A 17,455-nucleotide genomic window follows, 5' to 3' on the forward strand; every position below is an offset into this window, starting at 1 on the left:
GGCAAGGGGGAGGGAAACGGCGTGCGTGCAGTTCAGAACGGCACATCGCCTTCGATAGTGGTGCGATTGAGCCGGCGACGCAGATGGTCTGGCGTGCCGGCAGCCAGATGCATCACCGAGCGGTTGTCCCAGAACACCATGTCGTGCGGCTGCCAGCGGTGGCGATACACCAGCGCGTCGCGCGTGCTGTGGTCAAACAGCGCCTGCAGCAACGCGTGGCTTTCGTCGTCCGGCAAGCCGACGATGCGGGTGGTGAAGTGTTCGCTGACAAACAGCGCCTTGCGGCCGGTTTCCGGGTGCGTGCGCACGATCGGATGCTGCACCGGTGTGACTTCGGCAATCTGCTCGGCCGTCAACGCCGGGCGCCACGGATTGCGCGCGCGCAGTTCCTCGTATTTGGCAAGATAACTGTGCTCGGCATGCCGGCCTTCCACCGCGCGTTTGAGTGCGTCGGGCAGGGTCTGCCAGGCCAGATGCTGGTTGGCGAACAAGGTGTCGCCACCCTCGGCCGGAAGCTCCTGCGCGTGCAGCAGCGAGCCCAGGCTCGGCGTTTCCTTGTACGACAGATCCGAGTGCCAGTAATGCCCGGCATCACCAAGCCCGATGGGCTGGCCGTTTTCCTTGATATTGGACACCACCAGCACTTCCGGATGCCCGCGCAGCTGGAAATTGCGCAGCACATGGATCTGCAACGGGCCGAACCGCCGGCTGAATTCGACCTGCTGCGCCGGGGTGATGCGTTGATCGCGGAACACCAGCACGTGGTGGTCCAGGTGCGCGCGGTGAATGCGCGCGAACGTGTCTGCATCCAGCGGCTGCGACAACGCCAGGCCGATGACCTCCGCACCCAGGGGCGCATCGAAGGGCACAATCTGCACGCCGGACGCGTGGCTGTGTGGTGTGGGCGCGCGCGCTGCGGATGTGGCACTGGCCATGACGAACACCTCGGAGGCAATGAAGGGCCGCCGGCATGCCGGCGACCAGACACCTCACTCTAGGCAGTCGTTGCCAGGCTGCGAACCAACCATTGGCAACTTCGTCATGCACTGCGGATATATGCAGCACCGGCGGACGCGCGCGCGGTGCGTCCGTGTCCGCCGGGGTATTACTGCGTGCGTAAGGCCAACGCCGGTGGCGTGGACAAAATGCGCCGCGTCCCGGACCAACCGGCGAGCAGGCTCAGCGCCAGGCCGAACGCGCCGCCAATCAGCAGACGTGGCCAATCCGGAGTCAGCGCGATCTCGAACGCTTGCTGCCCGACCACTGCACCAATCACCGCCGCGGCCGTGACTGCCAGCAGCGCCGCCAGCAGGCCCAGTGCACCGAATTCCACCAGCACCGCACCACGCAACTGGCCGCGCCGTGCGCCCAGCGTGCGCAGCACGGCGCTGTCGTAACGGCGTTCGCCTGCGGTGGCCTGCAAGGCCGCCAGCAACACCAGCACGCCGGCCAGCAGGCTGAAGCCCATCACCAATTGCACCGCCTGCGCCACTTGGTCGATCACCTCGCGCACCCGGCCCAGGATGGCGTCGATATCCAGCACCGAGATGTTCGGGTAATCGCGGCTGAGCGTGGCCAGCTTGGGCGCGTTGCCCGGCGGCAGGTGGAAGCTGGAAATCAGGTTGTATGGCGCATCGCCCACGGCGCCCTGGTTGAGTAGCAGGAAGAAATTGACCCGGAACGAATCCCAATCGGCCTTGCGGATGCTGGTCACGGTGAAGCTGCGCTGTTGTTCGCCCAGCAACAAGGTGATGCGGTCGCCCAGCTTGAGTTGGTAGCGCTGCGCCCAGCCTTCTTCCACCGAGGCCTCCGGCGCCGTGCTGTCGGCACTCCAGAATTTCCCCTGCAATAGCGTGTTTGCCGGCGGAAAGGCGTGCCGCCAGGAGAAGTTCACCGGGCGGTTGTCGCCGTCGCCATCGTCCTGCGGATCGCGATCGCCGCGCAGCGGTGGCTTGTTGTTGATGGCCACCAAGCGCCCGGTTGAAAACGGCTCCACCGCTGCACCTTCCACGCCGAGGCTGCGCAAGGTTTGCAGCACCGGTTCGGTCTGTTCGGGCTGGATGTTCATCAGGAAGTAGTTGGGCGTGTCCACCGGCAGGCGGTCGCGCCATTGCCCGAGCAGGCCGGGCCCGACCACGGCCAGCAGCAACAGCGCGCACAACGACAGCGAAAGCCCCACCAGCTGCACCACGCTCAGCCCGCGGCGCCGGGTCAGTGAGGCCAGGCCCAGCTTCCAGGCGCCGCGCAGGCGGTGCTGGATCGGCCGTAGCGCCGCCAGCAGGCCCAGGCCGAGCAGCATCGCCACCACGGCCAGTGCCGCCAATCCGCCTAACACCCAGCCGGCCAGCACCAGGTTGCCGGTGGCATAGACGGTCAGCGCCAGGGTCGCCGCCAACGCAGCGGCATAGACCAGCAAGGAGCTCGGCGGCACCGCGGCAAAGCTGCGGTTGAGCACGCGCATCGGCGGCACATTGCGCAGCCGCAGCAGCGGTGGCAGCCCGAAGCCCAGCAGCAGCACCAAACCGATGCCCGCGCCCGCCAGGGCCGGGTTGGCCTGCGGCAGTGGCAGCCGGTTCGGGATCAGGCTGCCCAGTGCCTGCACCAGGCCTTCCTGCGCCAGCATGCCCAGGCCGATGCCCACCAGGCAGGCGGGGATCGCGGTCAACAGCAACTGCAGCGACAGCATCGCCAGGATGTCGCGCTGGCGCGCACCCAGGCAGCGCAGCACGGCCACGGTGTCGATGCGGCGCATCGCAAACCGGTTCGCTGCCAGCGCGGTTGCCACGCCCGACAGCAACACCGCCAGCAACGCCGACAGGGCCAGGAAACGGCCTGCCCTGTCGAACGCGGCGCGCATGCCGCGCTGGGTGTCTTCGATGCCCACCAGCCGGTATTCGCTGGCGCGCGGCTTGAGCCAGGCGCGCAGGTCGGCAATGGCTTGCGGCGTACCGGCAAACATCAACCGGTAGGAGGCGCGGCTGCCCGGGCCGAGCAGTCCGGCGCGATCGATATCTGCGCGGTTGACCAGCAACGGCGGCGACAGCTGCATCAGCTCGCCGGAGGCGTCGGGTTCGGCACGCAACACGCCGGTGATGGTGAGATGGCCGGCGCCAAATTCCAGCTGTTCGCCAACGCGCAGGCCCAGCGCGTCGAGCAGGCGCGGATCGGCATAGGCCTGGCCCGGCGGCGGTGCCGAAGATGCCTGCGCTTGCTTGCCGGCCGCGTCCTTGGACACCAGCAGCTCGCCGCGCAGGGGATACCCGGCGCCGACGCCGCGAATGTTGGCCATCTGGCTGGACTCGCCATGGAACAACACGCTGGGGAAGCTGACCAGGCGGGTGGTCTGCAGCCCGCGCTGCTGCGCTTCGTCGGCAAAGGAGGCGGGAATCTCCTGGCGCCCGGTGACGCCCAGGTCGCCGCCCAGCACCTCGGCCGCGCTGGAGGTCAGCGCCAGTGTGACGCGGTCCACCAGCGTGCCCACGGCGGTCATCACCGCCACGCCCAGCACCAGCGCGGCAAAGACGGTCAGCAGGTCGCCTGCCAGAAACTCGCGGCGCACCGCACGTGCGGCCTGTTTGAGGACGTTCATGCCGCCGCGCCGGGCTGCTGCGCGTGCAGGCGCCCGCCATCGATGCGGTAGATGTGACGGCAGCGTTGCGCCAGGGTCATGTCGTGGGTGACCAGTACCAGCGTGGTCTCGCTAGTGGCATTGAGCGCGAACAGCAGGTCGCTGATCTGCGCGCCGGTGGCCTGGTCCAGGCTGCCGGTGGGCTCATCGGCAAACAGAATGCGCGGCTTGGCCACGAACGCGCGCGCCAGTGCCACGCGTTGCTGCTCGCCGCCGGAGAGCTGGCGTGGGTAATGCCGCGCACGCGCGCTCAGGCCGACCGCCTGCAGCACCTCGCGCACCCGCGCCGGATCTTCGCGCCCGGCCAGTTCCAGTGGCAGTGCGATGTTTTCTTCGGCCGTCAGCGCCGGCAACAGGTGGAAGCTCTGGAACACGAAGCCCACCTCGCGGGCGCGCAGGGCCGCGCGCGCCTCCTCGTCGAGCTGGCCCAGGTCCTGCCCGGCCAACGCGATGCTGCCGCGGCTGGGCAGGTCCAGCCCGGCGAGCAGGCCGAGCAGGGTGGTCTTGCCTGACCCCGAGGCGCCGACGATGGCGATACTGTCGCCTTCACTGACCGTCAAGCTGATGTTGTCGAGGATGTGGAGTGTTCCCTCCGGTCCGCTGACGGACTTGCCGACCTCGCGGACGTCGATGGCGGTGCGGGTGCTGGAGTGGGGGGCCAGACTGTCGATGAGGAATCTCCGAATGCGTGAAAGAACACTGCGGTACAGCGTGATTAGCGTGTGGCTGCTGACACTCTCCCTGCTTGCGCCGGGGATTGCCTCTGCCAAAAGTCCGGCCACTGCCGCGCCGATCCTGGTGGTGGGCGACAGCCTGAGCGCCGCGCACAACATCCCGGTGCAGTCCGGCTGGGTCACCCTGCTGGACCAGCGCCTGAAGCGTGACATGGCGACGCCACCGCCGGTCGTCAATGCCAGCATCAGCGGCGAAACCACCTCCGGCGCCTTGACCCGGCTGCCTGGGCTGCTGCAAAAGCACCGCCCCGGCGTGGTCGTCATCGAGCTGGGTGGCAACGATGCCTTGCGTGGCCTCACGCCGGCCCAGCTCAAGGGCAACCTGGAGAAGATGATCCAGCTCAGCCGTCAGGCGGGCGCGAAGGTCTTGCTGCTGGGCATCGATGTGCCGCCCAACTATGGCCCGGCCTATCGCGAGCGGTTGAATGCGACCTATGCCGACCTGTCCAAGCAATACCAGACCGCGCTGGTGCCGTTCTTTCTTGAGAGGGTCGCCCTGCAGCCGGGCCTGATGCAGGCCGACGGTCTGCATCCCACCGCCGCCGCACAGCCCAAGGTGCTGGAAACGGTCTGGCCAGCACTGCAGCCATTGCTCAAACCCTGAGCAAGCGGCCTCGAGTGACCCGAATCCGACGCGAAGTCTTCACGCCATTTCCACCGCCAATCCGGCATGTTTCACAAAGCTGAAGACCGAGGAAAGTCCATGCGTCAGACCAAGGAAACGTCCGGCCTCGTGCTGGTCGTCGAAGACAATCGCAATATCTCAGAAATGATCGGCGAGTACCTGGAAGGCCGCGGCTTCGAGGTCGACTATGCCGTGGACGGACTGGACGGCTACCGTCTGGCCGCCGAAAACAGCTATGACGTGGTGGTGCTGGACCTCATGCTGCCGCGCCTGGACGGTATCGAAGTCTGCCGCCGCCTGCGTAACGACGCACGCAAGTCGACCCCGGTGCTGATGCTGACCGCACGCGACACGTTGGACGACAAGCTCACCGGTCTGGGCTTCGGCGCCGACGACTACCTGACCAAGCCGTTCGCGATCCAGGAACTGGAAGCACGCCTGCGTGCGCTGATCCGTCGTGAGCGCCGCCAGGTGGGTTCGGAAGTGCTCAAGGTCGCCGACTTGGTGCTGGATCCGGTGAGCATGCGCGCCACCCGTGCCGGCACCGAACTGCAGCTGTCGCCGATCGGTCTGCGCCTGCTGACCATCCTGATGCGCGAATCGCCGCGCGTGGTGACGCGTCAGGAAATCGAACGCGAGATCTGGGGCAACGGCCTGCCGGACTCGGACACCTTGCGCAGCCATCTGTACAACCTGCGCAAGATCATCGACAAGCCGTTCGACCGCCCGCTGCTGCACACCGTGCAGAGCGCTGGCTATCGCATTGCCGACATCGCACAGCCGATGGCCTGATGTCGCTGGCCGGCTGCCGCCTGGCAGCCGGCTGTTCCTCAAGGCGCCCACGCGCCGCTCGTCACCGCGTGCTGCCGGTTGGTTGCACGACGGGCTCACGGAAGTGTTGCCTATACTTCGGCAATCTTCCTGGATGCCGCAATGCCGCACGGGCTCCCGCGAAAAATCCGCATCGCATTTTTGTTGCAGGTCGTCCTGGCGAGCCTGGCGATCATGCTGGGCGGCTACCTGATCTCGCTGGTCATCAAATACAGCCTGGTGCGTACGGTGCTGGCCGACGAGGCCGTGCATTTCTGGCGCATGTACCGCAGCGCCCCCGATCATCGCCCGCCCGATACACGCAACATCCGCGGCTATTTCGATCCTGCCGGCCCTGCAAGTGATGATGTGCCGCAGTCGCTGCGCCTGCTGTCGCCCGGCTTCCGTGAAGTGGCCGCCGCCGATGCGCTGGTGTATGTCGACCAGCGCCCGGAAGGGCGGCTGTACCTGGTGTTTCCACGCTCGCGTGCGGCGCATCTGACGCTGTGGTTCGGCGTGGTGCCGGCGATCCTGGTGCTGCTGGCGATCTATGGCGTGTCGTGGTTTACCTACCGTCTTTCCAAACAGCTGGTGTCGCCGGTGACCTGGCTGGCGCGCCGCGTGGCGCAGTGGGATCCGCGCCAACCCGATGTGGACGAGCTCTCGCCCGAGCGGTTGCCGGTGGAAATGCAGGGCGAGACCCGGCAGCTCGCCGCTGCCTTGCACGAGCTGGGCCGCCGGGTCAGCGACCACGTCGCTCGCGAACGCAACTTTACCCGCGATGCCAGCCATGAATTGCGCACGCCGCTGACGGTGATCCGGGTCGCCAGCGACATGGCCCTGGCCGATGAAGAACTGGCGCCGCGCACGCAGCGCAGCCTGCGCCGCATCCAGCGCGCCGGACGCGACATGGAAGCGGTGATCGATGCCTTCCTGATCCTGGCGCGCGAAGCCGAGATCGACCCGCAGAGCGAGAGTTTCGATGCGGCCGAACTGGCCAGCGAGGAAGTGGACAATGCGCGCGAACTGCTGGGCGACAAGCCGGTCTCGCTGCACATGGTGGGCGACCGCAGCCTGCAGATGTTTGCGCCGCCACGGGTGATGCGGGTGGTGCTCAGCAACCTGCTGCGCAATGCCTGTGCCTACACCGACACTGGCAGCATCGAGGTGGAAGTCACCCAGGACCGCATCGTGGTGCGCGATACCGGCATCGGCATGAGCGAGGAGGCGCGTGCGCGTGCATTCGAGCCGTTCTTCCGCGCCGACCCGACCCGGCCGCAAGGCACCGGGCTGGGGCTATCGATCGTGCGCCGGCTGTGCGATCGCTTCGGCTGGCGCATCGAGCTGCATAGCGAGGCGGGCGTCGGTACTTCTGTTGCGGTTGTTGTTGCGTAGGTAGGTCTGACGCTGGTTCGCAGGAAATAGCGGCAAATCTGCTTATCGCTACTGTGCATGCGTCGCTACAGTGGTTTAGCTAATGCGCTATAGCGACAGAAGAAAACGAGATGCCCGGGGCATGCATCCCTCGCTATGTCAGCGCCTCAGCCTGAGGAAGGTGCCGGCCTGTGTTGACGGATGAGCATCTCGGCAGTGCGAAGCACGAAGTAAATGCAGCGCGTTGAGCAAGCAGCGGTTGCCGTACGTGGCTCAGGCATACCTGGCGCGCAGTGCATGCTCTCAACGCCAAATTGCGGACCGGACCAGCGAGTCGTTCCAGCAACGCCCGTCGCAAGGGGCGTTGCCTGAAGACCAGCGTTACTTGCGCTCCAGCACCGGCGCCACCGCTTTGCGCCAGAGTGCGTACCCTTCCGGCTTCATGTGCAGCATGTCCTCGCGGAACAGCTCCGGGCGCGGCTTGCCGGTGGCGTCCAGCATCGGCGTATAGATGTCGATGTAGTCGGTCCGCGGCACGTTGGCCAATGCCTGCTTGATCAGCTGGTTGGCGCGCACGATCGCAGGCAGCAACTGCGCACGCGACGGGCTGGGTTTGATCGACAGGTAACCAATGCGCGCCTCGGGAAGTGCGGCGCGGATGCGTGTGACGAAAGCCACCACATCGTCGCGCACCTGCTCCGGGCTGCGCCCGCTGTTGAGGTCGTTGTCGCCGGCATACAACACCACCTGGCGCGGCGCGTAGGGAATCACGATGCGGTCGGCGTACCAGGTGCTGTCGCGCACTTCCGATCCGCCAAAGCCACGGTTGATCACCGGCTTGCCGGGGAAATCCTGCGCCAGCGTTTCCCAGAAACGGATCGACGAACTGCCGACGAACACGATGCCGTGCTTGGGCGGCGGTTGCTGCGCATCGCTGGCCGCGAAGCGCTGCATGTCCTGCTCCCATGCCGCATTGGAGACCTGTGCCGGCACCTGGGGCGTGGCAGGCGGCGCGGCGGCCTGCAGGGGGCTGGACGCAATGGCGAGTGCGCACAACAGCGCGCGCAAGGGCAGTTGTTTCATCGGGCAGACCTGTCAACGTGGAGCGGACTGCGCATGGTGCGGCAGCGCCGCTGCAGCGGCAAATCCGGGCGCGACTGGCGGCCGGAACCGTCGCGGTGGCAAGATTCGCACTTTCCGCTGCTACGGCTTCCCCATGTCCCTGATCCAATCCTTGTCCTGCACCAGCGTTCGGATGCGCTGACGGATGGCCGATCAACTGGGGCACGTGCCGCGCGGCCCGCGCCGGATGCTCAAGGCGGCGGTCTGGTCGTGGCAGGGTCTGCGTGCGGCGTGGCTGCATGAATCCTCGTTCCGCCTGGAAGTCTGCCTGGCCGCGCTGCTGACACCGCTGGCGCTGTGGCTGGGGAATTCGGGGCTGGAACGCATTGCGCTGATTGCGCCATTGCTGATCGTGCTGGCTGCGGAGTTGCTGAACTCGGCCATCGAGGCAGTGATCGAGCGGTATGGCCCGGAACACCACGTGCTGGCCGGGCGCGCCAAGGACATGGGCTCGGCCGCCGTGTTCGTGCTGCTGATCAACGTGTTGCTGTGCTGGGGCCTGATCCTGCTGCCGCGGCTGTTCTGAGTGCGGCAGCGCGGCGGTGGCTGTGAAACGGCTGGCCGCATGCATGCCGGGATGTGCATGCCGGCTTGACTGGCACCGTGGCATGCTCGCGGTCCCTTGTCATGGAATCGCCTGCATGCCCGTCCTGATTCGCGCCCTGGTGCTGCTGGTCCTCACCGCCTCGCTGTCCGGCTGCGGCTACAACGCGATCCAGCAGAAGGAAGAAGGCGTCAAAGCGGGCTGGTCGGAGGTGCTCAACCAGTACCAGCGCCGCGCCGATCTGATTCCCAACCTGGTGCGTACCGTGCAGGGCTATGCCCAGCAGGAGCGTCAGGTGCTGACCGAAGTGACCAACGCGCGCGCGCGGGTGGGCCAGATCCAGGTCAACGCCGACGACGAGGCCTCGCTCAAGCGCTTCCAGCAGGCGCAGGGCGAACTGGGCAGTGCGCTGTCGCGCTTGCTGGTGGTCAGCGAGAACTACCCGCAGCTCAAGTCCGACCAATCGTTCCGTGATCTGCAGGTGCAGCTGGAAGGCACCGAAAACCGCATCACCGTGGCGCGCGGCCGCTATATCCAGACCGTGCAGGACTACAACACCTATATCCGCTCGTTCCCGCAGGTGATCACCGCCAAGATCTTCGGCTACCAGCCCAAGCCGAATTTCAGCGTGGAAAACGAGGCGCAGATTTCGCGCGCGCCGGAGGTGAATTTCGGCACGCAGCCGGCACCGCAGCAGCAACAACCGCAGCCTGCGCAGTAATGCGGCGCAGTGGTGGGCAGGGAGTAGGTGGCTGGCCGTCGATGAGGCGGCCGGCCGTTCGCGGCGGCGCGCATGGCGCTGTGATGGAGGCCAGGCATTGCGTCATCGGTGTGTGCAGTGACGCCAATGCCCCACGCGCTGCTACGCGACCTCGCAGTGATCGCATCGACGAACGCGCTCGTTCAAACACTGTTACCAGGTCAGCCGCCACGCAGGGCTCGCCGTTTCTGTCTCGTTATTGCCTGCGGTGGCATGCGGCCATGTTCGACAGCGCGGCGGCAGGCCTCACGCGCCATGTGCCTGAAAACGTGGCAGTTATGTCGATGGGCAATGCCGCCCTTTGGAGTCTGTAATGCCCCAGCGTCGATATGCCTTGTGGATGCTGTGGCTGCTCTGCGCGCTGCTGCCGACCACGGTGGTCGCGCAGGATCTGGCCGCCATCCCGCCGTTGCGCTCGCCGGTGGTGGATACCACCGGCACGCTGGATGCCGCCCAACTCCAGCAGCTGGAACAACAGGCGCTGGCCCTGCAGCAACGCAAGGGCGCGCAGTTGCAGATCCTGATTGTGCCGACCACCCAGCCGGAGGCGATCGAGCAATACACCCAGCGCGTGTTCGACCAATGGAAGATTGGCCGCAAGGGCGTGGACGATGGCGTGCTGCTGTTGGTGGCCAAGGACGACCGCCGGGTGAGGATCCAGCCGGGCTACGGCCTGGAAGGGGCGATTCCCGACATCGTGGCCAACCGCATCATCCAGGAGTACCTGGCGCCGCGGTTCCGCGAGGGCGATTACGGCGGCGGCATCCGAGACGCCACCGCCACGTTGGCGGGGCTGATCGAAGGCGAGGCCTTGCCCGCGCCGGTGAGCGGGCATGCGTCCGATCTGAGCGATAGCGACAGCGGCAGTTGGGTCATGGCGCTGTTTATCGGCGTGTTCGTCGCGCTGATCGCGCGGGTGTTCCTGCGGGCATTGCCACGGCCGGTGCGCGGAGTGCTAAGCGGTGCAGCGGCCGGCGCGGCCGCGTTGCTGCTGACCTCACTGGTGTTTGCCAGCATCGGCGCGGCGGTGGCCGGATTGGTCGTTGGCCTGGCGTCCGGTTCGGGCGGCCGCTCCATCGGTGGTGGCGGTTGGGGCGGCGGATTTGGTGGTTTCGGTGGCGGCGGGCGCGGCGGTGGCTTTGGCGGCGGCGGGTTCGGTGGCGGCTGGGGCGGGGGTGGTGGGTCGTCGGGAGGCGGTGGCGCCTCGGGGAGCTGGTGATGCGCTGGATCAGACACATGTTTGCGCCCTCCGCGCACCGCAGCTTTCCGCCGCGCAGCATGGACAGCATTGCCGCGGCGATCGCGGCCAGCGAGCAGTTGCACACCGGTCAGGTGATGGTGGCGGTGGAGGCGGATCTGTCGGTGGCGGCGCTCTGGCGCGGTCACTGCGCTCGCCAACGTGCCGAGCAGGCGTTCGCACAGCTGCACACCTGGGATACCGAGGCCAACAACGGCGTGCTGATCTATCTGCTGCTGGCCGATCACGCCATCGAAGTGGTGGCCGACCGTGGGCTGCGTGCGTTGGTATCGGACGCGGCCTGGGCCGAGGTCTGCCGGCGCATGCAGCAGTTCCTGCGCGATGGTCAGCACGAGGCCGCGGTGCTGGCGGGGGTGGAGGCGGTGACCGACCTGCTGTGCGCGCATTTCCCGGCCGCTGCCCAGGCCCAGCATGAAGACGAGCTGCCCAATCGGCCGCATATCCTCGGCTGAGGACGCCGTAGATGTCAGAATAGCGGCCTCGCTCTACGTGATCCGCGGTCCGCATGATCTATCTGCACGCCATCGACCCCATCGCCTTCTCGCTTGGCCCGGTGCAGGTGCACTGGTACGGGTTGATGTATCTGGCCGCGTTCTTTTCCGCCTGGGCCCTGGGCCGCTCGCGCATCCTGCGCGGCCGCCTGCCCGGCGTGGACATGGACGGATTTTCCGACCTGTTGTTCTACGGCATGCTCGGCGTGGTGCTTGGCGGGCGCATCGGCTACATGTTGTTCTATGCCTTCGACACCTTCCTGGCCAACCCGCTGATCCTGTTCAAGGTGTGGGAAGGCGGCATGAGCTTCCACGGCGGGCTGCTGGGCGTGTTGATCGCCTGCGGCCTGTGGACGCGCCGGCACCGCCTGCATTTCTTCGATGTCATGGATTTTGTCGCGCCCCTAGTGCCGCTGGGCCTGGGCTTCGGGAGGCTGGGCAATTTTGTCGGCGGCGAGTTGTGGGGCAAGTTCACTCAGGCCGGCTGGGGCGTGATCTTCCCGCATGCGCCGGAGTTGGCTGACTGGTCGCCAGCGCAACTCCAGGCCCAGTACGCGGCCGGCGCGCTGGACCGCTTCGCCCGGCATCCGTCGCAGCTGTATGAAGCCGCGCTCGAAGGCGTGGTGATGTTCGTGGTGTTGTGGACCTTCTCGATGAAGCCGCGCGCGCGCTGTGCGGTGTCGGGACTGTTCGCGCTGCTGTATGGCGTGTTCCGCTTCATCGTGGAGTTCGTCCGCGTCCCCGACGCACCGCTGGGCTACTTGGCCTTCAACTGGCTGACGATGGGGCAGATCCTGAGCCTGCCGTTGATCGGCGTGGGCCTGGTGCTGCTGGCGCTGTCGCGCCGCGCGCCGGTCCTGCAGCCGGTGGTGCCGGCTGCAGCAGGTGTGGAGGCGGCCAAGTGAAGCCGTACCTGGAGTTGCTGCAGCACGTGCTCGAGTACGGCGCCGAGAAGTCCGATCGCACCGGCACCGGCACGCGCAGCGTGTTCGGCTGGCAGATGCGCTTCGACCTCAATGCCGGGTTTCCGCTGGTCACCACCAAGAAGCTGCACCTGCGCTCGATCATCCATGAGCTGCTGTGGTTCCTGCAGGGCGATACCAACATCGCGTACCTGAAAGACAACCAGGTCCGCATCTGGGACGAGTGGGCCGATGCCAACGGCGACCTCGGCCCGGTCTACGGCAAGCAGTGGCGACGCTGGACCGGCCCGGACGGCGTCGAGATCGATCAGATGCAGTGGCTGGTGGACGAGATCAAACGCAACCCGGACTCGCGCCGGCTGGTGATCAGTGCCTGGAATGTCGGCGAGTTGCCGCAGATGGCCTTGATGCCCTGCCATAGCCTGTTCCAGTTCTACGTGGTGGACGGCAAGCTCAGCTGCCAGCTCTATCAGCGCAGCGGCGACATCTTCCTGGGCGTGCCGTTCAATATCGCAAGCTACGCGTTGCTGACCCACATGGTGGCGCAGGCCACCGGCCTGGGCGTGGGCGACTTCGTGCACACCCTGGGCGATGCGCATCTGTACGCGAACCACTTCGAACAAGCCCGCGAGCAGCTGACGCGCACTCCGCGCGCGTTGCCAACCTTGCGCCTGAATCCCGAAGTCACCGACCTGTTCGCGTTCCGCTTCGAGGACATCGCGATCGACGGCTACGACCCGCATCCGGCCATCAAGGCGCCCGTGGCGGTGTGAGCGATGCAGCGCAGGGCCTCGACAGGCGCTGCGCTACGCTGACGCTCTGTTTGAACGGATGTCTTTGCCCTCATGAAACTTTCGCTCATCGTCGCCTTCGACCGCAACCACGCCATCGGCCGCGACAACGATCTGCCGTGGAAGCTGCCCGATGACCTGAAGCGCTTCAAGGCGCTGACACTGGGCAAGCCGATCCTGATGGGGCGCAAGACTGCGCAGTCACTGGGCCGTGCGCTGCCAGGGCGCCTGAATCTGGTGCTGACGCGCTCGGGGCAGGTGCCCTTCGAGGGCATGCATGCAGTGGGCTCGGTAGACGAGGCGATCGAACGCGCGGCGCAGGAAGGTGCGCAGGAGCTGTGCGTGATCGGCGGAGGCGAGGTGTACCGCCTGACCATGGAGCGCGCCGATCTGCTGGCGGTCACCGAAGTGGACACGGCCGTCGAGGGCGCCGATACGCACTTCCCTCCGATCGATCCGGCGGTGTGGGTGCCCGCAGAGCGCAGCGCGCATGCGGCCGACGCGCGGCACGCCTTCGCTTTCAGTTTCGTGGATTACCAGCGCCGCTGATGGGCTTCTAGCGTCGGGCCCGGTGGCACCGACGCGTGCACGGGCTCACTCCTGGGGCGCGTCGCCCGGAGCTGCAGCGGATGCAGCAGCATTGCCGCCATTGCCATTGCCATTGCCATTGCCATTGCCACCACCACGCCCACCGCGTGCGCGTTGCCGGCCCTGGCGTTCGCGCGGGCGACGCGGTGCACGCGGCGCCGTTGCCGGCGCAGTGACCTCGCGACCCGGCACCTGCACCACGCGCAGTTCGTCGGTATCCAGCTGCAAGGCGGTGAGCTTGCCGCCCCACACCGCACCGGTATCGATGGCATGCACGCCCTGGGTGATGGTCAGCCCCAGCGCCGACCAGTGGCCGCAGACGATCTTGAGATCGCGCTCCACCCGCCCCGGCACTTCGAACCAGGGGTACAGGCCCTGCGCCTGTGTGCCGGGCGTGCCCTTGTCGTCGGTGGCGATGCGCCCACGTGGCGTGCAATAGCGCATGCGGGTGAACAGGTTGATGATCGCGCGGCTGCGGTCGTACCCGCTCAGGCCCGGCGACCAGCCCGGCTGATCGCCGTACATGTTGCGCAGCAGCTTGCGATAGCCACCGCCCTGCAATTGCTGCTCGACTTCGCGCGCATGCTTTTCGGCCATCTGCGTGGTCCACTTGGGCGCCAGCCCGGCATGGATCATCATCCAGCCCAGCTCGCGGTCCACGTGCGCCAGCTTCTGCATGCGCAGCCAGTCGAGCAATATGTCGCGGTCTTCTGCCAGCACGATGCGCTGCAGATCCGGATTGACCTTGCGTTGTTCTTCTTCCGAGCGCGCGCCGATCGCCAGCAGCGACAGATCGTGATTGCCAAGCACCACCACGCTATGCGCGCGCAACGAGTGCACCAGGCGCAGCGTTTCCAGCGATTGCCCACCGCGGTTGACCAGATCGCCGCAGAACCACAGCGTGTCCTGGGCCGGGTCGAACCGGATCTTTTCCAGCAGCTGCTGGGTGATGTCGTAGCACCCCTGCAGATCGCCAATTGCCCAGACGCTCATCGCGCGTGCTCCCTCAATGCAGCATCCATCAGTGCAGCGTCCTCGGCACGCTCAGCACGAAGGCGGCGATTGGCGCGGTGAATTCGGTGCCATCGTCGGCCACCATGTCGTAGTAACCCTGCATCTGCCCCTGTTCGGTTTCCAGCAGCACACCGGAGGTGTAGTGGAAGGCCTCGCCAGGACGCAACCGCGGCTGCTCGCCGACCACGCCTTCGCCATCCACCTGCTCGGTGCGGCCGTTGGCGTCGGTGATTTTCCAGTGGCGCGCAATCAACCGCGCTGGCACGGCGCCGGCGTTCTGAATGCGAATGCTGTAAGCGAAGGCGTAGCGGCCTTCTTCCGGAGTCGATTGATGGGCGAGGAAGCGTGGTGACACCTCGACCTCGACCCGGTAGCGCGGATCATCTTGCATGGGGAAAGTTTAGAGGGTGTTCTGTACTTTGAGGTGAGTGCGTGCGGTCTGTCTCGCGCCGCGTCGGGCGCGATGATTCAAGCCAGCTCGACATTGGCCAGACGAATGAAATCGGCAACCTCCAGCTGCTCGGCGCGCGCATCCGGGCGCACCCCGGCGGCCTCGAAATGCGCTGGCTCGCAGACGGTGGACAAGGCATTGCGCAAGGTCTTGCGGCGCTGCCCGAAGCCGGCGCGCACTACATCGGCAAAGCGCTTGCGGTCCTTGATCAACACGCTGGCCGCATCGCGCGGCACCAGCCGTACCACCGCAGAGTCCACCTTGGGCGGCGGGCGGAACGCGCCCGGCGGCACCACGAACAGCGCGGTCACCTCGCAATAGGCCTGCAGCATCACACTCAGCCGGCCATAGACCTTGCTGCCCGGGCCGGCCGCCATACGGTCGACTACTTCCTTTTGCAGCATGAAGTGCATGTCGGCCACTGCGCCGGCATGGTCCAGCGCATGGAACAGGATCGGCGAGGAGATGTTGTAAGGCAGGTTGCCGACCAAGCGGATCGGGGTGCCATTGGCCACTGCGGTGAAGTCCACGGCGAGCACGTCGCGGTGGATGATCTGCAGCTGGCCGATCGGTGCAGCGGCGTCGGTCAGCGGCGCAATCAAGTCGCGGTCGAACTCGATCACGGTCAATGCGCCGTGCTTGCGCAGCAGCGGAAAGGTGATCGCGCCCTGGCCGGGGCCGATTTCGACCAGATGCTGGCCGGGGCGCGGGTCCACTGCCTGGACGATCCGGTCGATGTAATACCGGTCGGCAAGAAAGTGTTGGCCGAGCGACTTCTTGGCCGGTGCGCTGAAAGAGGAATTCATGTGCAGAGTTTAACGGAGCGCGGGCATGCCCGCGGCACGCGCCTGGTGCGTCTACCGAAGAGCTGATTGATTTGGTGCTGTTGGCCTTGGACTGGCGCTGATTCGCGCAGTTGCGGGTGAGCGCCAAGCAGCATCCGTGCGACAGACGCGCCGCCCAGCTAGTGGCTGATGCAGGTAGGCGCAGTGCTAATCGGCTTGGAGGATGCGAGCGTCTGTTGGGCACATCGCCACTCCAATGCGGAAGGGGCGCGGTGTGCCCACCCTGCACGCGGCGTTTGCGACACGCGAAAGTAGAGCGCGGCTGTGCCCGACATTCAGTGCATCACATTCCGCACAGGTGCCCGCACGGTAAAGGCCGCTGACCAAAATCACTTTGAACATGCCGGCAATGCCTCGCTTGCAAACGCGAATGGTCCTCGGCCCTAATGCCACGTTGACCTCAGACCGGAGTGGCACAGCAACAAGCGCATGGTTGGTGGTAGCGGTGAAGCGCGTTCCCGACGCGGCGGCGTCCGCTCACACGCTGAACCGGGACAGCCACTGCGCACCACCGATCTTTCGAATCAGCTGCGTCCAGCCAGACGTGCGCACAGCGCCGTCGCGGAGAGCAGGCTGGAGGGATCGGCCACGCCGCGCCCGGCCAGTTCCAGCGCGGTGCCGTGATCGACCGCCACGCGCGGGTAGGGCAGGCCGAGGGTGATGTTCACCGCCTGCTCGAATCCGCTGTACTTGAGCACCGGCAGCCCCTGGTCGTGGTACATCGCCACCACCGCATCGAAGCCGGTGAGCTTCTGCGGCAGGAAGGCGGTGTCGGCCGGCAGCGGGCCGATCAGCTGCATGCCTTCGCTACGCAATTGATCGAGCACCGGAATGATGACGTCCAATTCTTCGCGGCCGAGCAGCCCGTCTTCCCCAGCATGCGGGTTGAGGCCGAGCACGGCGATGCGCGGATGTTCCAGGCCGAAGTCCCGTTGCATGGCAGCGGCGGTGATGCGCAGGCAGCGCGCCAGCGCCTCGGCGGTGATCGCCTCCGGCACCGCGCGCAGCGGCAAGTGAGTGGTCACCAGCGCCACCCGCACGATGCTGTTGGCCAGCATCATCACCACCGGGCAGCCGGCCTGTGCGGCAAGCAACTCTGTGGTGCCGGTGTAGGCAATGCCGCCGGCGTTGATCGCGGCCTTGTGCACCGGGCCGGTGACGATGCCTTGCAGCTTGCCAGACAGGCAATCGCCTGCCGCTCCCAGCAAGCCGGCAATCACTGCGGCCGCATTGGCGGGATCGGGCGTGCCGAAGCGAGTAGGGGTGGCCTGACGGACCGGATGCAGCGGCAGATCGCCGGGCAGGCGTGCGCGCTGGTCGGGATCGAGCAGGCGGACAGACAAGCACAGCGCCTTGGCGGCGCTGTGCAGGGTGTCAGGATCGGCGTACGCGATCAGATGGGCATCCGAGCGCGGCCGCTGGGCGAGCCGGATACACAGTTCCGGCCCGATCCCGGCCGGCTCGCCCGGCACCAGCGCGAGCGAGGGGACCATCGGC

The 17,455-nt window shown here is 66.6% G+C and carries 18 protein-coding genes; 10 read left to right on the top strand and 8 right to left on the bottom strand.

Annotated elements, in window-relative coordinates; translation table 11 throughout:
• Positions 1-32: 32 nt before the first annotated feature.
• From ACCQ01_RS04500 to ACCQ01_RS04510, 3 genes are all read right to left on the bottom strand, one after another.
• Positions 33-935, bottom strand: coding sequence for a TauD/TfdA dioxygenase family protein (locus ACCQ01_RS04500; RefSeq protein ID WP_228431570.1), 903 nt, complete (start codon positions 933-935; stop codon positions 33-35).
• A 170-nt stretch (positions 936-1,105) separates the two neighbouring features.
• Positions 1,106-3,589 carry an ABC transporter permease gene (locus ACCQ01_RS04505; protein WP_228431571.1) on the bottom strand — a complete coding sequence of 828 codons (2,484 nt, stop codon included), beginning with the start codon at positions 3,587-3,589 and terminating at the stop codon, positions 1,106-1,108.
• Complete coding sequence (locus ACCQ01_RS04510; RefSeq protein ID WP_011036013.1) at positions 3,586-4,188, bottom strand: ABC transporter ATP-binding protein; 603 nt, start codon at positions 4,186-4,188, stop codon at positions 3,586-3,588. Before ACCQ01_RS04510 ends, ACCQ01_RS04505 begins: the two co-directional genes overlap by 4 nt.
• A 109-nt stretch (positions 4,189-4,297) precedes the next feature.
• On the opposite strand from ACCQ01_RS04510, the gene ACCQ01_RS04515 reads away from it, so the two are divergent.
• From ACCQ01_RS04515 to ACCQ01_RS04525, 3 genes are all read left to right on the top strand, one after another.
• Positions 4,298-4,966, top strand: coding sequence for an arylesterase (locus ACCQ01_RS04515; RefSeq protein WP_228431572.1), 669 nt, complete (start codon positions 4,298-4,300; stop codon positions 4,964-4,966).
• A 99-nt stretch (positions 4,967-5,065) separates the two neighbouring features.
• The gene (locus ACCQ01_RS04520) at positions 5,066-5,779 is read left to right on the top strand and encodes a response regulator transcription factor (protein ID WP_014506728.1); all 714 of its coding nucleotides are present in this window, start codon (positions 5,066-5,068) and stop codon (positions 5,777-5,779) included.
• A gap of 141 nt (positions 5,780-5,920) precedes the next feature.
• Positions 5,921-7,192, top strand: coding sequence for a sensor histidine kinase (locus tag ACCQ01_RS04525; RefSeq protein WP_012439181.1), 1,272 nt, complete (start codon positions 5,921-5,923; stop codon positions 7,190-7,192).
• A gap of 360 nt (positions 7,193-7,552) precedes the next feature.
• Here ACCQ01_RS04525 and ACCQ01_RS04530 read toward each other — a convergent pair whose 3' ends face one another.
• Positions 7,553-8,254: an SGNH/GDSL hydrolase family protein gene (locus ACCQ01_RS04530; protein WP_228431573.1), complete on the bottom strand. Its 702-nt coding sequence runs from the start codon at positions 8,252-8,254 to the stop codon at positions 7,553-7,555.
• A 184-nt stretch (positions 8,255-8,438) separates the two neighbouring features.
• Here ACCQ01_RS04530 and ACCQ01_RS04535 point away from each other — a divergent pair, with 184 nt between their 5' ends.
• From ACCQ01_RS04535 to ACCQ01_RS04565, 7 genes are all read left to right on the top strand, one after another.
• Positions 8,439-8,819, top strand: coding sequence for a diacylglycerol kinase (locus ACCQ01_RS04535; RefSeq protein ID WP_057673203.1), 381 nt, complete (start codon positions 8,439-8,441; stop codon positions 8,817-8,819).
• Positions 8,820-8,934: 115 nt separating this feature from the next.
• Entirely contained in the window at positions 8,935-9,558 is a 624-nt protein-coding gene (locus ACCQ01_RS04540) for a LemA family protein (RefSeq protein ID WP_042596383.1), read from the top strand.
• Between the two features lie 352 nt (positions 9,559-9,910).
• Positions 9,911-10,816, top strand: a complete 906-nt coding sequence (locus tag ACCQ01_RS04545) for a TPM domain-containing protein (RefSeq protein WP_228431574.1) — start codon at positions 9,911-9,913, stop codon at positions 10,814-10,816.
• Positions 10,816-11,307 carry a TPM domain-containing protein gene (locus ACCQ01_RS04550; protein WP_228431575.1) on the top strand — a complete coding sequence of 164 codons (492 nt, stop codon included), beginning with the start codon at positions 10,816-10,818 and terminating at the stop codon, positions 11,305-11,307. Before ACCQ01_RS04545 ends, ACCQ01_RS04550 begins: the two co-directional genes overlap by 1 nt.
• Positions 11,308-11,360: 53 nt before the next feature.
• The gene (gene lgt / locus ACCQ01_RS04555; protein ID WP_228431576.1) at positions 11,361-12,251 is read left to right on the top strand and encodes a prolipoprotein diacylglyceryl transferase; all 891 of its coding nucleotides are present in this window, start codon (positions 11,361-11,363) and stop codon (positions 12,249-12,251) included.
• Entirely contained in the window at positions 12,248-13,042 is a 795-nt protein-coding gene (locus ACCQ01_RS04560; protein WP_070691956.1) for a thymidylate synthase, read from the top strand. The genes lgt and ACCQ01_RS04560 overlap by 4 nt, the downstream gene beginning before the upstream one ends.
• A 72-nt stretch (positions 13,043-13,114) precedes the next feature.
• Positions 13,115-13,609 carry a dihydrofolate reductase gene (locus ACCQ01_RS04565; RefSeq protein ID WP_228431577.1) on the top strand — a complete coding sequence of 165 codons (495 nt, stop codon included), beginning with the start codon at positions 13,115-13,117 and terminating at the stop codon, positions 13,607-13,609.
• A 45-nt stretch (positions 13,610-13,654) separates the two neighbouring features.
• Here the strand turns inward: ACCQ01_RS04565 and ACCQ01_RS04570 are convergent, their stop codons facing one another.
• The 4 genes from ACCQ01_RS04570 to pdxA form a co-directional block, all read right to left on the bottom strand.
• A complete protein-coding gene (locus tag ACCQ01_RS04570) occupies positions 13,655-14,641 on the bottom strand; it encodes a symmetrical bis(5'-nucleosyl)-tetraphosphatase (RefSeq protein WP_228431578.1) in 987 nt (328 codons plus the stop codon).
• A gap of 28 nt (positions 14,642-14,669) precedes the next feature.
• The gene (gene apaG, locus ACCQ01_RS04575) at positions 14,670-15,053 is read right to left on the bottom strand and encodes a Co2+/Mg2+ efflux facilitator ApaG/CorD (protein ID WP_011036026.1); all 384 of its coding nucleotides are present in this window, start codon (positions 15,051-15,053) and stop codon (positions 14,670-14,672) included.
• A gap of 77 nt (positions 15,054-15,130) precedes the next feature.
• Positions 15,131-15,919 (bottom strand): 16S rRNA (adenine(1518)-N(6)/adenine(1519)-N(6))-dimethyltransferase RsmA, encoded by a 789-nt coding sequence (gene rsmA / locus ACCQ01_RS04580; RefSeq protein WP_115539690.1) that lies wholly within the window; start codon positions 15,917-15,919, stop codon positions 15,131-15,133.
• A gap of 563 nt (positions 15,920-16,482) precedes the next feature.
• Positions 16,483-17,451, bottom strand: a complete 969-nt coding sequence (pdxA, locus tag ACCQ01_RS04585; protein WP_228431579.1) for a 4-hydroxythreonine-4-phosphate dehydrogenase PdxA — start codon at positions 17,449-17,451, stop codon at positions 16,483-16,485.
• Positions 17,452-17,455: the final 4 nt, after the last annotated feature.

Source organism: Xanthomonas sp. NCPPB 4037 (assembly GCF_041475695.2).
Taxonomy (GTDB): domain Bacteria; phylum Pseudomonadota; class Gammaproteobacteria; order Xanthomonadales; family Xanthomonadaceae; genus Xanthomonas; species Xanthomonas campestris.

Coding starts and splice junctions, on each gene's coding strand:
- ACCQ01_RS04500 (WP_228431570.1), bottom strand. CDS start 935: ATGGCCAGTGCCACATCCGCAGCGCGCGCGCCCACACCACACAGCCAC.
- ACCQ01_RS04505 (WP_228431571.1), bottom strand. CDS start 3,589: ATGAACGTCCTCAAACAGGCCGCACGTGCGGTGCGCCGCGAGTTTCTG.
- ACCQ01_RS04515 (WP_228431572.1), top strand. CDS start 4,298: ATGAGGAATCTCCGAATGCGTGAAAGAACACTGCGGTACAGCGTGATT.
- ACCQ01_RS04520 (WP_014506728.1), top strand. CDS start 5,066: ATGCGTCAGACCAAGGAAACGTCCGGCCTCGTGCTGGTCGTCGAAGAC.
- ACCQ01_RS04525 (WP_012439181.1), top strand. CDS start 5,921: ATGCCGCACGGGCTCCCGCGAAAAATCCGCATCGCATTTTTGTTGCAG.
- ACCQ01_RS04530 (WP_228431573.1), bottom strand. CDS start 8,254: ATGAAACAACTGCCCTTGCGCGCGCTGTTGTGCGCACTCGCCATTGCG.
- ACCQ01_RS04535 (WP_057673203.1), top strand. CDS start 8,439: ATGGCCGATCAACTGGGGCACGTGCCGCGCGGCCCGCGCCGGATGCTC.
- ACCQ01_RS04540 (WP_042596383.1), top strand. CDS start 8,935: ATGCCCGTCCTGATTCGCGCCCTGGTGCTGCTGGTCCTCACCGCCTCG.
- ACCQ01_RS04545 (WP_228431574.1), top strand. CDS start 9,911: ATGCCCCAGCGTCGATATGCCTTGTGGATGCTGTGGCTGCTCTGCGCG.
- ACCQ01_RS04550 (WP_228431575.1), top strand. CDS start 10,816: ATGCGCTGGATCAGACACATGTTTGCGCCCTCCGCGCACCGCAGCTTT.
- lgt (WP_228431576.1), top strand. CDS start 11,361: ATGATCTATCTGCACGCCATCGACCCCATCGCCTTCTCGCTTGGCCCG.
- ACCQ01_RS04565 (WP_228431577.1), top strand. CDS start 13,115: ATGAAACTTTCGCTCATCGTCGCCTTCGACCGCAACCACGCCATCGGC.
- ACCQ01_RS04570 (WP_228431578.1), bottom strand. CDS start 14,641: ATGAGCGTCTGGGCAATTGGCGATCTGCAGGGGTGCTACGACATCACC.
- apaG (WP_011036026.1), bottom strand. CDS start 15,053: ATGCAAGATGATCCGCGCTACCGGGTCGAGGTCGAGGTGTCACCACGC.
- rsmA (WP_115539690.1), bottom strand. CDS start 15,919: ATGAATTCCTCTTTCAGCGCACCGGCCAAGAAGTCGCTCGGCCAACAC.
- pdxA (WP_228431579.1), bottom strand. CDS start 17,451: ATGGTCCCCTCGCTCGCGCTGGTGCCGGGCGAGCCGGCCGGGATCGGG.